Raw genomic sequence first — 13,853 nt, 5'->3', positions numbered from 1 at the left:
TCGGCCAGCGCTCACCCAAGGCGATCGCCGCGCTCGTCGGCCTTGCCCCGTTCGACAACAAGAGCGGCAAGCTCAACCGCAGGAGCCAGATCCAGGGCGGGCGATCACGCGTGCGCCGCGCCCTCTACATGGCAGCCCTCACCGCCATCAGAACCTGTGAGCGCTTCAAGACATTCTACACAGCGCTTGCTGCCCGCTCGGTGTCCAAGAAACTGGCCATCATCGCCGTCGCAAGGAAGCTCCTGGTCGTCCTCAACGCCATCATTCGCGACAAAACCGCATTCGCGTGAACACAGTTGCCATGCCGTGACCTTGGTCGAAGAATGCAGCGGAGCAAAATTCAGCACCGCCGCAGCGCTCATGCGTCTCGGAATGGATCCTCGGGTCTGCGCGCGTCGCTTCGCTCCTTGCTCCGCCCGTGGATGACGACTGAGTGAGGCGTTTCGGCCAATCTCCAAGGCAAGCCATCTACCAACATAAATATAATCGACCAGTCAAAATCCGTGTGCTGGAGAACTGGTGCTCACGCTCAAACGCAAGAAAAGGGGCCGCGTGCAGCCCCTCTTTCCTGGCCCGCCGTCTCTTACAGATGGCAATAGTGCGGGTAGCCGTCGTAGCCGATATAGGTGTTCGTATCCGGGTCATAGCTGCCGTAGCGGGCCAAGCAGCGGCGAACATGCCAGGAACCTTCGTAGCCGCCTTCCTCGACATAGACGGTGCGAGGCTGCTGCTGGGAGAGCAGGCTGCCGAGCACGAAGCCGCCGACGCCGGCGGCAATGCCGATGCCGAGTTCGCGGTTGTGGTGATGGCTGTGGGCTGCCGAAGGCTGGACGGTGCCGACGAGCGAGCCGGCGGCGACGGTGGTGGCGATGAGGCCGGAAACGATGGTGCGCTTGAACATGACGATCTCCTGGTTTCGTTGGAGAGGCGAACCATCCGCCTCTTGATCGTCTGTCGCAGCACCACGGAAAAAGGTTCGAAGATTTTTTCAGATTTTTTCGAAGGGAGCGATAGCGAGTAGGGAATAGCGAATAGCGAATAGCGATTAGAACTGAGGTCCTCTATTCGCTACTCGCTACTCGCTCATCCCATCCCCGTGACATGCCTCAGCCAGAAGGCGAGCACGATGAAGCCGACGATGGTGGCGACGCCGGTCCAGTCGATGTTGGCCTTCTTCAGATCGCTGACAACCTTCACCAGGAGAAGCCAAGTCACGACGATGAGCGGCAGGATGATGACGAATCTGATCATGCGGCACCCCGTTCGATGCGATTGCACCTCAGCAAGATGTAGGAAGCCGCGCGCTGCTTTTCAGCATGCCGGCCAAGCCGCGCCGTCCATTAGCAAGCCAAAACGGAGTTTTGTCTTTACTGGCGCACGAAATGTGCTACCGGAGCGCCGTGCCCTTGTAGCTCAGCTGGTAGAGCAGCGGTTTTGTAAACCGAAGGTCGCGGGTTCGATCCCTGCCGGGGGCACCAGATATATAGATATATATTGCGCGTGTCTCTTCTGTCGTCTGTCAAGGATCAATGCTCGCCGACGTCCTCGTCGAGGCGACAGGTATTTGAGCTGAAACCAATCGCAACGCAGTAGGCCGCCCAGATGGCGCTGGCGTAAGCCAATGGCAGCTTGCAGAAAAATCGACGGAGATCGGTTCCCGGCAGTCTCGCGCAATCGGCTGTGCGAACCTTGTTTGCCGTTTTCAAGACCTCCGGTGCGACGGACATTGGAGTTTCCCCTCAGATATTGTTTAGTCATCGAAGGCAACGTGGAACGAAGGGCGTGAGGTGGCTGTGAAAAGCCGCGTGAAAATCGCGCAAGAAACCGAAATTCAGAGCAAATCGGGATGAGCTTGGCGCGGCTCGATCTGCTGGGCGGGTTTCGCCTGACGTCCCGGGAGGGAACGAGGCTAGAGGTGCCCGCCAGGAAGAACCGAGCGCTTCTGGGCGTCCTCGCCTTGGCGCCGAACCATGAGGCGACCCGCCAGAAGCTCGCCGGGCTCTTATGGGGGGATCGAGGCGAGGAGCAGGCCAGAAATAGCCTGCGGCAGGCCCTGGTTTCCATCCGCAGGGATTTTGCCGATCTGGAGGCCGATACTCTCATTCTGATCGGAGATCGTGTCGCGCTGAGTCCAAGACGCATATCGGTCGACGTGACGGAGTTCATCGCCGCCTCCGCAAGCCGCGATGCCGCTGGGCTCCGGCAAGCGGCGGATCTCTATGCCGGGCCTTTCCTTGACGGCCTGAGTTCGATGGACGACGTCTTCGAAGACTGGCTGCGGGACGTCCGCGCCGACTTGTTGGCCCGTGCCATTCGTGTGCTCGAGTCCGTGGCAGCATCGGTGAGCGGTAGCGAGCGTGTCGCGCTGGCTGAGCGGCTGGTGGCCCTCGAACCTCTACGCGAACAGTCACACATTGCCTTGGTTCAGGCCCATGTCTCCATGGGCCAGACAGCTCTTGCCATCAAGCAGTACGAGGCATGCAAGCTGCTGCTAAAGCGCGAGTTGAACGTGGATCCCGGCGACCAATTTCAGCAATTGCGCCGTGTGCTGGACGAGACGTCGGTCACGCGATCTGGCAAGGGTCTATCAAGCCACAGCCCGGTGATAGCGGTTCTTCCCTTCGAGAACATGAGTGGCGATTCCGATCAGGACTATTTCAGCGACGGAATTACAGAGGATATCATCACCGAACTAGGCAGATTTGGTGAACTTCACGTCATTGCCCGCAATTCATCCTTCACCTTCAAGGGCAGAGTTGCCGACACCTCCACCGTCGCAAAGCAGTTGTCTGCCGACTACCTTGTTCAAGGAAGCGTCCGCCGTGCCGGCAACCGGGTGCGGATTTCGTCCCAACTCATAGATGTACGGTCCGGCAATCAAATATGGGCAGATCGATTTGATCGGGAACTCGTCGACATTTTCGATCTTCAGGACGAGATCGCCAGAAGCGTGGCCACGATCGTTGCGGGAACGATCCGGATATCAAGCGTAGAGAAAATACGGCGTGTTCCTATTACTCAACTTGATGCCTATGAACTTTACCTGCAGGCCCGCGTTCGCTTCGTTCGCTATGACACTATCCTGGAAGCGGAGCCTTACCTCGTCAGGGCGATCGAACTCGACCCGAACGTTGCGTCGATTCATGCCATGATGGCGATCGTACTTTCGACAAGATGGCTGCTCGAGGCGAATCCGCACAATCGAGAACTACTCGAGACGGCTTTGGCTCATGGTCGCAGCGCCCTCAAACTCGGACCGCAACAGGCATGGTGCCACAAGGCGGTGGCTCACCCGCTCATGTTCCTGGGGCAGCTCGAAGAGGCTCTTGCCCACCTGGAACAGGGCGTGAGCCTCAACCCCAATGACGTCTGGATACGAGCAATCCGCGGTTTATGCCGCAGCTATATCGGTCAGCACGTGGAAGGGTTGTCCGATCTTGACGCATGTGTTGCCCGTGATCCGCTGACTTACGATTGGTTCTGGGACGTGCGTGGGCAGATTCTTTTGGTTCTCGGGCGCTATTCGGAGGCGATAAAGTCCTACCGCAATCTCAACTCCTACTCGTTTTGGTCATACGCCTTTCTTGCGGTTTGCCATTTGCGGGACGGCGATGTCGCTCTCGCTGCCGATGCGATCGGGCAATGCCTGGCAGCCAAGCCCGGCGTAACCATCAGCGCCGTTCTCGTAGATCCATATCGTGACCGGACAATCCTTGAGGGCCTTCGCAAGGACCTTCTTGCTCTCGGCATACCAGATGGGTGAAGTCGCAATGCTCGACCACCTTTCCTCTCATTCGTCAGCGAAGGTGCCCCAACGGATGGCCTCGTTGCTGGAGGACGCATCAGTGACGGTTAGCGTTGCCTGCTCCTGACATCCTCACGCCCCAATCGCCGCCACCAGCACCCTATTCTGCCGTCGTATCGCCGCGCGCAGTTCCGGTATCTTTGCTTCGTCGCGCTTCACGAACTCGATGAACATCATGTTCATGTTGTTGAAGATCAGCTCGCCCACCGCCGGTCCGTCGATGTCCCGGCGCACAAGGCCGATCTCCTGCAGGCGGGCGATCAGCGCGCTGATCTGGCTGGTCAGTTCCCGGTCGAGCGCGGTGTAGGCCTGGCCGAAGGGGCTGTCTGGCAGTTGCGTCGAGATCGCCATCGCCTGGCGCCACATCTCCTTGCTGAGGTAATTCAGCGAATGCTCGATATAGATGCCGATCAGCGTATCCAGCGCGTCGCCGACATTGGCGGGCGGGCTGGCGACCACGCCTCGCCCGGCATTCAGCACCTCGTTGACTTCCATCGACACGATGGCGCCGAGGATGTCGCCCTTGTTCTGGTAGTAATTGTAGATGGTGCCGATCGAGACTTCGGCCTGGGCAGCGATCGCCTCGATCTTGGCGCCTTCATAGCCGGCCTCGCGAAACAGCGCGGTAGCCGCATCGATGATGCGACGGTGCCGGTCCGCCTTTTGCCGTTCGCGCAAGCCGCTCATATCGGCCTCTCTGCCACAAAATCATAATTGACTCAATTTTAGAATTGGTTCAACTTTTCTTCCAACAAGCCAGCAAGGCAGGGAGAACACTCGATGACCACCACCGCTCGGAATCCGCTTTCCACCCTGAAGTCTCATCTCGCAGCTGCTTGCGCGGCCGCCGCGCTGCTGATTGCTGCCGGAGGTGCCGAGGCCGCCGACCTCAACGCGCTGATCTGGTGCGACCATTCCGATCCGGCGCTGCTCGAGCCTTTCGAGAAGGCCAACGACGTCAAGGTCAACGTCAAGGAATTCGAGGGCACCGGCGCGGGGCTGGCCATCGTCGACCAGTCGCAGCCCGGCGACTGGGACGTGATGGTGATCGATAGTATCGACGTGCCGCGCGGCGTCGAGAAAGGCCTGTTCGAGCCGCTGCCCGAGGACAAGCTGCCCTTCGCCGACCTCTTCCCCGAGGTGAAGATGGACAAGTCGACCATCGTCGACGGCAAGCGCTACGGCATCACCGAAAAATTCGGCTACAACACGATCGGCTTCAACAAGACCAAAGTCGACCCGGCCGACATGCAGTCGCTGGCTTCGCTCACCAGTGACAAATACAAGGGCAAGGTTGCGATCTACGATTACTACCTGCCGGTGATCGGCATGGCGGCTTTGGCCATCGGCAAGAAGACCGCCGACCTCACCGAAGCCGACCTGCCGGCGCTGAAGGCCGAGCTCCTCAAGATGAAGGCAAATGCCAAGCTGGTCGGCGAAGTCACCGCCAGCCAGACCGCATTGGCCACCGGCGAGGTGGACGTTCTTGTCGGGGGCGGCGAGTGGGTGACGGCCGGCCTTGCTAAGGAAAACCCGGCGCTCGACTTCTCGATCCCGAAAGAAGGCGCAGTGCTCTGGTCGCAGTCGCTCGCCATGTTCAAGGATTCCAAGAACAAGGACATGGCGCTGAAATTCATCCAGTACATCATGAGCCCGGAGGGCCAGGCACGCCTTGCCACCTCCTCCTGCTACTGGGGCATGCCGGCGAACAAGACCGCGGCGCTCACCGACGAGCAGAAGAAGATCCTGCGCTTCGACGAGCAGCCGGGCTTCCTCGCCCGCGCCCAGGCCTATCCGGCGCCGAACGCCGATCTCGACAAGAAGATGCAGGACATGTGGACCGAGATGCTGCAGGCGCAGTAAATCGGCCGATGAGCGCTGCAAACAATTCGCGTGCCCTGCCCTGGGCGCTGGTCACGCCGGCGCTGGTGTGGACGCTTCTGTTCTTCGTGCTGCCCTTCATCGCCATGGCGTTTTCGAGCCTCACGGCGCATGAAGGCGGCGGCTTCACTTTGGCCAATTACAGTCAGTTCTTCACCGATCCTTCCTACTGGCGGGCGATGGTGAACTCGCTGGAAGTCACGGGAACCGTCACCGTGATCTCTATCCTGCTCGCCTATCCCTTTGCCTGGATCCTCGCCGAGATGGTGCCGGAACGCTGGCAGCGGCTGGCGCTGATGCTGGCCGTGCTGCCGTTCTGGACGTCCTATGTCGTGCGCTCCTACTCCTGGCTGCTGGTGCTGGCGCAGAACGGCGTCATCAACCGGGCGCTGACCGGCATCGGCCTGATCGGCGAGCCGCTCCAGCTCGCCAACACGCGTTTCGCCACCGTCACCGGCTTCGTGCACTTCTTCGTCATGCTTCTGACGCTGACCATCTTCGCCAATCTGAAGCAGCTCAGCCCGAGCTATCGCAAGGCCGCCGCCGATCTCGGCGCCGGGCCGGTGCGCACCTTCCTGCATGTCGTGCTGCCGCTGACCCTGCCCGGCATCATGGTCGGCGCCTTCCTCACCTTCGTGCTCTGCGTCGGCGACTACATCACGCCGCAGATCCTCGGCGGCAACAATGAGCTGGTCATGCCGCAGCTTGTCATGATGCAGATCGGCCGGCGCGGCGACTTCCCGCTGGCCTCCGCCCTGTCGATCATCCTGATGGCGGTCGTCACCATCGCCTACCTCGCCTGCGCGCGCTGGCTGAAGATCGAGCGGGCCTGACCATGCGCGCCGCCGTCCGCCTCGCCGCCTGGCTCTACGCCATCGCCGTCTACGGTTTCATCTTCCTGCCGGTGGTCGTGCTGGTGCTGTTCTCGCTGCAGGCGACCTCCTTCCCGATCCCGCCTTTCACCGGCCCGTCGCTGCGCTGGTACCAGGCTGTGCTTTCCGACGCGCGGCTGACCTCGGCGCTGGTGAACTCACTGCTGGTGGCGGTGCTGTCCTCGCTCGTATCGGTCACGCTCGGCTTTCTCTCAGCCTGGGGTTTTGCCCGCTTTGTGCTGCCGGGCTCGGCCTTCCTGCGCGGGCTGATCACGCTGCCGCTCACCGTCAGCTATCTGATCATCGGCATGGGCCTGCTGGTGCTGTTCAACTGGGCCGGCGTGCCGAAATCGCTCCTAGCCGCCGGCATCGGCCATGTCGTGATCAACCTGCCGCTCTGCTTTGCCATCATCTACAGCCAGATGGGCGACCAGCAGATCAACATCGAGCGCGCCGCGCGCGACCTCGGCGCCGCCGAATGGAAGGTGCTTTTGATGATCACCGTGCCGGTAATGGCGCCGGCGATCTTTGCCGGCTTCTTCCTGTCGATGACCTTTTCCTGGGACGAGTTCGTCATCTCCTTCCTGCTCACCCGTTTCGAGACGACGCTGCCTGTGGAAATCTGGAACCTGCTGCGCTCCGGCCTCAACCCCAAGACCAATGCCGTCGGCTCGCTGGTCTTTGCCGTCTCCATCGTGCTGGTGGTGTTTTTCGAACTGACGCTGTTGCGGAGAAAGCCGGCATGAGCGCGCCCCTGGTCGACATCCGCAACGTCTCGCATCGCTTCGGCCAGCTTGCCGTGCTGAAGAATGTCTCGCTGGCGATCGAGCCCGGCAGCTACACGATCCTGCTTGGACCCTCAGGCTCCGGCAAGACGACGCTGCTTTCGATCCTTGGCGGCTTCGTCACGCCGAGCGAAGGCAAGGTGTTCATCCGCGGCGCGGATTGCACAGCCGTGCCGCCGGCCAAACGACCGACGACGACGGTGTTCCAGGACTATGCGCTGTTTCCGCATATGAGCGTCGGCGGCAATGTCGGCTTCGGGCTGCGCATGCAGGGCGTCGACGGCGCGACGCGGGCAGCGAAGGCGCGCGAGGCGCTGGCTCTTGTCGGGCTGGCGGCCGCCTTCGACAAGAAGCCTCATCAGCTCTCCGGCGGCCAGCGGCAGCGCGTAGCGCTGGCCCGCGCGCTGGTCATCGAGCCGGCGGTGCTGTTGCTCGACGAGCCGCTCGGCGCGCTCGATCTCAAGCTGCGCCGGCAGATGCAGGACGAGCTGAAGGCGATCCAGAAACGCGTCGGCACCGCCTTCGTCCATGTTACGCACGACCAGGAAGAAGCGATGGCGCTTGCCGACCATTGCGTAGTGATGAATGACGGCCGCATCGAGGATGAAGGGCCGCCCGAGCGCATCTATGCGCGGCCGAAGACGCGCTTCTCCGCCACCTTCATGGGCGAAAGCACCATCCTTGCCGGCACCGTGATTGAAGCGAGGGACGGGATCGTCATGGTCTCGACGGCGGTGGACTCGCTTTCGCTGCCTGGCTCCTCACCTGCCGGCGCAACGGTCGCGCTTGCGATCCGGCCCGAGCACCTGGTTCTCGGCGAGGCGAGAGGCGATGTCGCGCTGGGCATGGCGAAGGTCGGCGATGTCGTCTTCCAAGGCAGCTTCAAGCGCGTGCTGGCCACCTCGATGCTGGACCCGGCATTGCAATTCATCGCCAAGGCTCCCGCTTCGGCCATCGTCCACGCAGGCGACACGATAGCGGTTTCGTGCAACGCTCAGGACATCATCCTGCTGGCGGATTGATCCATGGGCATGCTTCCAGTCATCGAGGCTCCGGACTGGTACGAAACCATCCGCATGGGCGACGACATCACGCTCATCCATGAGCCGTGGATCAAGCCGTTCTTCCGCTGCAACATCTGGCATGTGCGCGGGCGCGACCGCGACCTATTGTTCGACACCGGCCTCGGCCATTTCAGCCTGAGGAGCCACGCGCCGCTTGTCAGCGAGCGCAAGCTCACCTGCGTCGCCAGCCACACGCATTTCGACCATATCGGCTGCCATCATGAGTTCCCGGACCGCTGCGTGCATTCGGCGGAAGCGGCAATTCTTGCCGATCCGCGCAACGAATGGACGGTCGCCGATCGTTACGCCAATGAGGAGATGTTCGATCGCCAGCCGCAAGGCTGGGACACGGCCAGCTATCGTATCCCGCCCGCTCCCGCCAACAGGCTGCTCGAGCATGGCGACGTCGTCGATCTCGGCGACCGCGCCTTCGAGGTCTTCCATACGCCTGGACATTCGCCCGGCGGCATCGCGCTTTACGAGAAGAAGACCGGCATCCTGCTGTCCGGAGATATCGTCTATGACGGGCCGCTGATCGACGACGTCTATCACTCCGATATCGATGACTATGTCGGAACGCTGCTTGCCATGCGCGAGTTGAACGTCTCGGTCGTGCATGGCGGCCATTTTCCGAGCTTCGGCAAGGTGCGCTACAGGCAACTCATCGACGAATATGTCGCTGGCAAGCGCAAGCCTGGCTGCCACCTGCAAGGCGGCTAAGCGATCGGGAAGCGAAGCCTACAGCGCTCTTTGCGGACAGGGCGTTCCGGTGGCATCGCCACAGCGGGAAGTGGTCGGCTGCGGCCGCTGGCTCATCTCTTCGGAATGACGCACCAGCTCAGCGAACATGAGCGCGAAGCTTCCCATCATCAGGAAGACTATAATCAGACGTGTTACCGGCAATAGACAGGTCTCTCGACTGGCCAGCCCCCGCCAACCCATCCTCTGTCGGCTAACATGATCGATCTGGCTTTACGAGTGTTTAAGCTTCGTCTTAACCATTAGGGCCATCACATTCGTTGCGCCTCTGTCACGAAGCGCGACCGCGTGTTCTCGACCCAGCCCGCCAGCGCAAGCATAGCGCCCTTCACAGACACGGGCGCCGCATGCTACGCCGTCGCCGGCGCGGCCCGGTAAATGGTCGCCCTCCGGGAGCCATGAGCAAAGCCGCCAGCCGTTTCGCCTTCGTCTCTTCCGACACCGACGACGCCCTCGCCGCGCGGGAAAACCTGTCGGCGCGTTATGGGCAGGTGCCTGTCGCTGAAGCGGAGATCATCATCGCGCTCGGCGGCGACGGTTTTCTACTGCAGACGCTGCGCGAGACGATGAGCACAGGCAAGAAGGTCTACGGCATGAACCGTGGCACCATCGGCTTCCTGATGAACGAATATCGCGCCGGCGGTCTTGAGGAACGCATCGCCAACGCCGTTGCCGAGACGATCCGGCCGCTGGAAATGGTCGCCGTGACACATGACGGCGAATCCGTTGCGGCGCCGGCCATCAACGAGGTGGCGCTGTGGCGTCAGTCCTACCAGACGGCGAAGATCCGCATCACCATCGATGGCCAGGTGCGGCTGGAGGAGCTGAATTGCGACGGCGTCATGATCGCCACCCCCGCCGGCTCCACGGCCTATAATCTGTCGGCGCACGGGCCGATCCTGCCGCTCGATGCACCGCTCCTGGCATTGACGCCGGTCAGCCCTTTTCGGCCGCGCCGCTGGCGCGGGGCGCTGCTGTCCAACAAGGCGACCGTGCGTTTCGACATACTGGAGGCCGAAAAGCGCCCGGTGAATGCCGCCGCGGACCATACCGAGGTCAAGGCGGTGGCCTCCGTCACCGTGCGGGAATCGCCGACGGCGACGGCAACTTTGCTGTTCGATCCCAACCATTCCTGGAACGAACGCATCCTTGCCGAGCAGTTCCGCTACTAAGCCGGCGCGGCGATATTGTTTCGATCAATGCATGTCGCCCAAAAGTGCGCAGCGGTTTTGGGAACAGGACATGCATCAAGCAAAGATTCAAAGCGCGTAGCCTGATTCCGTTTCGACGCGACGCGCTTTAAGCATCGCGATTAAGGTTACGTCTTCACAATCACCGGGATTCCCGGCTGTTTCTGTTGACAAATCGCGGACTTGCGCCTAACTGCAACCGCGATCTTGCAAGCGCGCGGCGCCTGCCGCAACACGTGTTGCGATTTTCCCGAACCAGCCAAAGACATCAAACACTTGTCCTCAGACACCACGACCGCTCAAGAAGCGTTGACCTTTTCGGACCTCGGCCTGTCGCCGAAAGTCCTCTCCGCAGTCTCAGATGCCGGCTACACCAAGCCGACTCCGATCCAGGCTGGCGCCATCCCGCATGCGCTGCTCGGCAAGGATGTGCTGGGCATCGCCCAGACCGGCACCGGCAAGACAGCTTCCTTCGTGCTGCCGATGCTGACGCGCTTGGAAAAGGGCCGGGCGCGCGCCCGCATGCCACGCACGCTGATCCTCGAGCCGACCCGTGAGCTCGCCGCGCAGGTCGAGGAAAACTTCATCAAATACGGCAAGAACCATAAGCTCAACATCGCGCTTCTGATCGGCGGCGTCTCCTTCGACGAGCAGGACAAGAAGCTCGAACGTGGCGCCGATGTGCTGATCGCGACACCCGGCCGCCTGCTCGATCACCGCGAGCGCGGCAAGCTTCTGCTCAACGGCGTCGAGATCCTCGTCATCGACGAGGCCGACCGCATGCTCGACATGGGCTTCATTCCCGATATCGAGCGCATCTGCGAAATGATCCCGTTCACGCGCCAGACGCTGTTCTTCTCGGCGACGATGCCGCCGGAGATCACCAAGCTGACCGAGAAATTCCTGCACGCGCCGGTGCGCGTCGAGGTTTCCAAGGCCGCGTCCACCGCGACCAGCATCACGCAGCGCCTGGTGAAGTCCGGCAACAAGCCTTGGGAAAAGCGCGAGACGCTGCGCAATCTGATCAAGGCCGAAGACGCCGACCTGAAGAACGCCATCATCTTCTGCAATCGCAAGGTCGAGGTGTCGGAGTTGTTTCGCTCGCTGTTGAAGCATGATTTCGACGCCGGCGCCCTGCATGGCGACATGGACCAGCGCGCCCGCATGCAGATGCTCGCCAATTTCCGCGACGGCAAGCTGCGCTACCTCGTTGCCTCGGACGTCGCCGCGCGCGGCCTCGACATTCCCGATGTCAGCCACGTCTTCAACTACGACGTGCCGATCCATGCCGAGGACTATGTCCACCGCATCGGCCGCACCGGCCGCGCCGGACGCGCAGGCAAGTCCTTCACCATCGCCACGCGCGCCGACACCAAACATGTCGACGCCATCGAGAGGCTGATCGGCACCAAGATCGAATGGCATGACGGCGACCTGTCGACCGTGACCGAAAGCGAAGGCGAGGAGCAGCCGCGCCGTGGCCGCGGCGCGCCGCGCCGGGCCGGCCGCAAGGACGAGGACCGCAAGGACCGCGGCGAGCGCAAGAAGGACCGCCACGCCAAGCGCGACGAAGCGCCCGATCTCGCCCGCGAGGAACAGCCCGTTGCCGAAGTGGCCGATATCGCCGAACGCCGCGCCCGCAAGGACGCGATCCGTTCCGAGAACGAGCGCAAGGGCTCGGGCAACCGTCACGAGCAGCGCGGCGATGCCCGTCCGCAGCGCGACCGCCCAGGCCGCCATCGCGAGGAAGACGACGCGACCGTCGGCTTCGGCGATGATGTCCCGGCCTTCATGCGGATCGTCGCCAAGGTCTGAAGCTTCCGCCCGTAGAAGCAGACACGAAAACGGCCCGGTTCGGGCCGTTTCTTTTTTGCGCTGTTTTGCTCGCCCTGCCCTACATCGGCCCAGGCATCATCTTGGTCGGCTTCTCCAGCATCGGGAACTCGGCCCTGGTGCATTTCACGTTCGGGTTCGTCGGGGTGAACATGCCGTTTGGATTGTCCCTGAACAGCCAGGCATGCAGGTCGTAGTGAACGAACTCCCTCGGGATGAGCGGGTAGTGTCCTTCCATCGGCCCCATGAATTTCTGGCCGAACAGCTTCGGAACCTCCTTCACATCCGGCGTCAAAGGCACCAGCCATTCCACGCCGACCAGTTTAAGACCTTTCCTGGTCGGCTCGTAGATCAGGACGTTGGGCTTCATCGGATCGAGCGGCTTGCCGATGCTCGGGACGTTGACGAAATGGACGCCCATGGCGCCCTTAGGATAGTACATCGCGCCGTCTATCTTTTCCCCGTTGTAGTAGACGCAGCCTTCGGTCGACAGATAGAGGTCGCGGATGGCGGCCGTGTAATCTTCATACTTGGCCAGGGATTTCTTCAGGGCTTCGATATCGGCCTTATTGGCATCCTCTGCGCGAGCCGTGGCGGCTCCGAGCCATGCGCCCAAAAGGCCAGTCAAAACGAGGACGCCGCAGCGCCCGAGGCGAGGTGTTCTTGTCATGCATTCCTCCCAGATTCCCTTGATCTGGCCGTGCAAGACCGGGGCGGCAGTGGTGGTTGCGCGGCCGATTGACCGCCCCATCCCTCTGGAACAACAGGATGTTAGTCCTTTCACAGGTTCTGGAAAAGTATCAATTAGGAAAAGCTAATGTCCTAAGACCTTTGACCCATCCTTGGACGCGCGCCAACAAAAAACGGCCCCGTACGGGACCGTTTTGCTTTGATGGCGCCGCGCGGTTGGGCGCGGTCTTCTCAGGTTAGCGGCGACAGCTGGATTTCGACGCGCCGGTTCTGCTCGCGGCCGGCGGCCGTCGCATTGGATGCGATCGGGCGCGTCTTGCCGAAGCCGGTGACGGCGAAGCGCCGCTGATCGACGCCCTGGCCGGCCAGGTAGTTGGCGACGGCAAGCGCGCGGCGCTGCGACAGGTCGAAATTGTGCTGGTCGCCGCCAGTCGAATCGGTGTGGCCGAAGACATCCACCGTCGTCTGGCGGAACTTCTTCAGCACCAGCGCAACGGAGTTCAGCACCGGATAGAAGCCCGGCTTCACCGCGTCCTGGTCGACGTTGAAGGTGATGTCGGACGGCATGTTAAGGATGATCTGGTCGCCGCTGCGGGTGACGCTGACGCCGGTGCCCTGCAACTGGCGGCGGAGCTCGGCCTCGTTCTGGTCCATGGTCGCGCCGATCGCGCCGCCGGCCAGCGCGCCGATGCCGGCGCCGATCAAGGCGTTGCGGCGGTCATTGCCGCCGGCGAGCAGACCAAGGCTGGCGCCTGCCAGCGCGCCAAGGCCGGCGCCGGCCGCCGTGTTGGAAATCTTCTGGTCGCCAGTATACGGATCGGTGGTGGTGCAGGCGCTCACCAGCAAAGCCGTCGCCACGACGACGAGCACGGTCTTCTTCATAAGGTTGGTCCCTCTCCAATTCGCGGCCCTTGCGGCCGCGCCAAATCAGCCCTTCCGCAGCCTTTTAGCATGAAATGCGGCGAAAAACGGAA

The 13,853-nt window shown here is 61.9% G+C and carries 15 protein-coding genes and 1 tRNA gene; 10 read left to right on the top strand and 6 right to left on the bottom strand.

All coding sequences use genetic code 11. The features are described from left to right. Window positions 1-290: transposase (locus tag EN852_RS13285; protein WP_135879542.1), on the top strand; the 290-nt coding region annotated here is incomplete at its 5' end. Between the two features lie 293 nt (window positions 291-583). On the opposite strand, the gene EN852_RS13280 is transcribed toward EN852_RS13285, so the two are convergent. Continuing rightward, window positions 584-901 carry a BA14K family protein gene (locus EN852_RS13280; protein ID WP_127873726.1) on the bottom strand — a complete coding sequence of 106 codons (318 nt, stop codon included), beginning with the start codon at window positions 899-901 and terminating at the stop codon, window positions 584-586. 182 nt (window positions 902-1,083) lie between these two features. Then, on the bottom strand, window positions 1,084-1,251 hold the full coding sequence (locus EN852_RS13275) for a hypothetical protein (protein WP_127867931.1): 168 nt from the start codon (window positions 1,249-1,251) through the stop codon (window positions 1,084-1,086). 151 nt (window positions 1,252-1,402) lie between these two features. On the opposite strand from EN852_RS13275, the gene EN852_RS13270 reads away from it, so the two are divergent. Continuing rightward, window positions 1,403-1,478 (top strand) — tRNA-Thr (locus EN852_RS13270). Window positions 1,479-1,526: 48 nt separating this feature from the next. Here EN852_RS13270 and EN852_RS13265 read toward each other — a convergent pair. Next, window positions 1,527-1,727 carry a hypothetical protein gene (locus EN852_RS13265; protein ID WP_127873727.1) on the bottom strand — a complete coding sequence of 67 codons (201 nt, stop codon included), beginning with the start codon at window positions 1,725-1,727 and terminating at the stop codon, window positions 1,527-1,529. Window positions 1,728-1,846: 119 nt separating this feature from the next. Here EN852_RS13265 and EN852_RS13260 point away from each other — a divergent pair, with 119 nt between their 5' ends. Then, entirely contained in the window at window positions 1,847-3,763 is a 1,917-nt protein-coding gene (locus EN852_RS13260) for a BTAD domain-containing putative transcriptional regulator (protein ID WP_127873728.1), read from the top strand. 114 nt (window positions 3,764-3,877) lie between these two features. On the opposite strand, the gene EN852_RS13255 is transcribed toward EN852_RS13260, so the two are convergent. After that, the gene (locus EN852_RS13255) at window positions 3,878-4,492 is read right to left on the bottom strand and encodes a TetR/AcrR family transcriptional regulator (protein ID WP_127873729.1); all 615 of its coding nucleotides are present in this window, start codon (window positions 4,490-4,492) and stop codon (window positions 3,878-3,880) included. 93 nt (window positions 4,493-4,585) lie between these two features. Here EN852_RS13255 and EN852_RS13250 point away from each other — a divergent pair, with 93 nt between their 5' ends. The 7 genes from EN852_RS13250 (at window position 4,586) to EN852_RS13215 (ending at window position 12,171) form a co-directional block, all read left to right on the top strand. Continuing rightward, the gene (locus EN852_RS13250; RefSeq protein ID WP_127873730.1) at window positions 4,586-5,668 is read left to right on the top strand and encodes a spermidine/putrescine ABC transporter substrate-binding protein; all 1,083 of its coding nucleotides are present in this window, start codon (window positions 4,586-4,588) and stop codon (window positions 5,666-5,668) included. 8 nt (window positions 5,669-5,676) lie between these two features. After that, window positions 5,677-6,519, top strand: coding sequence for an ABC transporter permease (locus EN852_RS13245; RefSeq protein ID WP_127873731.1), 843 nt, complete (start codon window positions 5,677-5,679; stop codon window positions 6,517-6,519). Between the two features lie 2 nt (window positions 6,520-6,521). Further along, window positions 6,522-7,304, top strand: coding sequence for an ABC transporter permease (locus EN852_RS13240; protein WP_127873732.1), 783 nt, complete (start codon window positions 6,522-6,524; stop codon window positions 7,302-7,304). Further along, window positions 7,301-8,365, top strand: a complete 1,065-nt coding sequence (locus EN852_RS13235) for an ABC transporter ATP-binding protein (RefSeq protein ID WP_127873733.1) — start codon at window positions 7,301-7,303, stop codon at window positions 8,363-8,365. Before EN852_RS13240 ends, EN852_RS13235 begins: the two co-directional genes overlap by 4 nt. Before the next feature lie 3 nt (window positions 8,366-8,368). Then, window positions 8,369-9,127 (top strand): MBL fold metallo-hydrolase, encoded by a 759-nt coding sequence (locus tag EN852_RS13230; RefSeq protein ID WP_127873734.1) that lies wholly within the window; start codon window positions 8,369-8,371, stop codon window positions 9,125-9,127. A 437-nt stretch (window positions 9,128-9,564) separates the two neighbouring features. After that, window positions 9,565-10,338, top strand: a complete 774-nt coding sequence (locus EN852_RS13220) for an NAD kinase (RefSeq protein WP_127873735.1) — start codon at window positions 9,565-9,567, stop codon at window positions 10,336-10,338. Window positions 10,339-10,632: 294 nt separating this feature from the next. After that, window positions 10,633-12,171: a DEAD/DEAH box helicase gene (locus EN852_RS13215; RefSeq protein WP_189545882.1), complete on the top strand. Its 1,539-nt coding sequence runs from the start codon at window positions 10,633-10,635 to the stop codon at window positions 12,169-12,171. A 79-nt stretch (window positions 12,172-12,250) separates the two neighbouring features. On the opposite strand, the gene EN852_RS13210 is transcribed toward EN852_RS13215, so the two are convergent. Both EN852_RS13210 and EN852_RS13205 read right to left on the bottom strand, forming a co-directional pair. Further along, window positions 12,251-12,859 carry a hypothetical protein gene (locus tag EN852_RS13210; RefSeq protein WP_127873737.1) on the bottom strand — a complete coding sequence of 203 codons (609 nt, stop codon included), beginning with the start codon at window positions 12,857-12,859 and terminating at the stop codon, window positions 12,251-12,253. Window positions 12,860-13,110: 251 nt separating this feature from the next. Then, window positions 13,111-13,761 (bottom strand): OmpA family protein, encoded by a 651-nt coding sequence (locus tag EN852_RS13205; protein ID WP_127867919.1) that lies wholly within the window; start codon window positions 13,759-13,761, stop codon window positions 13,111-13,113. Window positions 13,762-13,853: the final 92 nt, after the last annotated feature.

It is taken from the genome of Mesorhizobium sp. M2E.F.Ca.ET.209.01.1.1 (assembly GCF_004010375.2).
Classification (GTDB): domain Bacteria; phylum Pseudomonadota; class Alphaproteobacteria; order Rhizobiales; family Rhizobiaceae; genus Mesorhizobium.
The sequence above is the reverse complement of the archived record's forward strand: the minus strand, read 5'-3'. Positions and strand labels throughout refer to the sequence as shown.